The 1601-nt window shown below is 59.1% G+C and carries 1 protein-coding gene and 1 pseudogene; both read left to right on the forward strand.

What is annotated here, in order from left to right; genetic code table 11:
* Positions 1-1119 (forward strand): annotated as a pseudogene (locus ABUE31_RS22575) (bifunctional aspartate transaminase/aspartate 4-decarboxylase); the annotation flags it as partial.
* Positions 1120-1234: 115 nt separating this feature from the next.
* On the forward strand, positions 1235-1601 hold a 367-nt coding region (locus ABUE31_RS22585), incomplete at its 3' end, for an aspartate-alanine antiporter-like transporter (RefSeq protein WP_496400975.1).

Here is a 1601-nt window from a genome sequence, read left to right on the forward strand (position 1 = left end):
TCACCCCATACCTCGAGATGACCCACCTCGAAGACTACGACCTCAAGGTCGTCAAGATCGGTGCGCCGCAGGAGAACCGGTTCCAGTACTCGGACGACGAAATCAAGAAACTCGAGGATCCCACCATCAAGGCCTTCTTCGTCGTCAACCCCGGCAATCCCACCGGCATGGGGATGGACCGGGAAACGATCGGCAAGATTGTGACTCTCGTGAAGACCAAGCGTCCTGACCTGATGTTGCTGACCGACGACGTCTACGGAACCTTCGTCAACGATTTCCGCTCGCTGCTGGGTGAGCTCCCCCGAAACACCATCGGCGTCTACTCATATTCGAAGTATTTCGGCTGCACAGGCTGGCGACTTGGCGTGATCGCAATTCACGAGGACAACCTGTTCGACGAGATGATTGCAAAGCTGCCAGCCGATCATGTCGATGCGCTGAACAAGCGCTACGGACCGATCACGCTTGAGCCCCGCAAGCTGAAGTTCATCGATCGCATCGTCGCCGACAGCCGCGACATCGGCCTTAACCATACGGCGGGCCTCTCACTGCCGCAGCAGGTTATGATGACGATGTTCTCGCTCTACGAACTGATGGACGAGCAGAAGGCCTACCAGAAGGCCTGCATGGAGATCGTCAACAAGCGGTTCTGGGCTCTGGTTGAAGGCCTGGACCTGGACCTCGATCCGAACCCGGCCTTCGACGCGTATTACGGCCTGATCGNAGCAGAAGGCCTACCAGAAGGCCTGCATGGAGATCGTCAACAAGCGGTTCTGGGCTCTGGTTGAAGGCCTGGACCTGGACCTCGATCCGAACCCGGCCTTCGACGCGTATTACGGCCTGATCGACTTCGAGTTCTGGGCGCGCAAGAACATCGGCGACGAGGCCGTCGATTACCTGAAGAAGAATGTACATCCCCTCGATCTTGCCTTCCGCCTTGCCGAGGACCACGGCATCGTTCTCCTGAACGGCGGCGGGTTCGAAGCACCGCAATGGTCGATGCGCGTCTCCCTCGCGAACCTGCCGGACGAGGCCTACGAAGCCATCGGCCGGGGAGTGCGAACCATCGCGCGCGGCTACCGAGATGTCTACGACGCATCTAAGTCAGCCGCCAAGTGATGCGCTACCGGACAATCTGGGACGCAGGAGGCAAGCAACCAAGGCCGGGGTACAGAAGGTCGCGCTGAAGCGGATATGCTGACGAGGACCAAAGCGGTTCTTAGGAGGTGCCTACATGGAACTGATCAGGTCGTTCTTCGAACATTCCGCGATCAGCGCCCTGTTCGTCTGCGTGGCGCTCGGCTTTGCAATAGGACGCATCAGGGTCGGTGGGATACCTATTGGCGGCATACCGGGCACGCTGTTTGCCGCCATACTCGTGGGTCAGGTGGGCGTTGAAGTCGACGACAACATCAAGACAATCGCCTTTGCGCTGTTCATCTATTCGCTGGGCTATGTCAGCGGACCCAGCTTCTTTGCCAGCCTGGGTCGCAGCACGCTCAACCTTGTCCATCTTGCGTTCGTCTCCGGCACACTGATCTTCGTCACCATCTGGGGGCTCGCTCAGATCTTCGGCCTCGACCAGGGGACTGCGGCTGGCC

Origin of the sequence: Mesorhizobium marinum (assembly GCF_040813675.1) — a bacterium.
Classification (GTDB): Bacteria; Pseudomonadota; Alphaproteobacteria; order Rhizobiales; family Rhizobiaceae; genus Mesorhizobium_K; species Mesorhizobium_K marinum.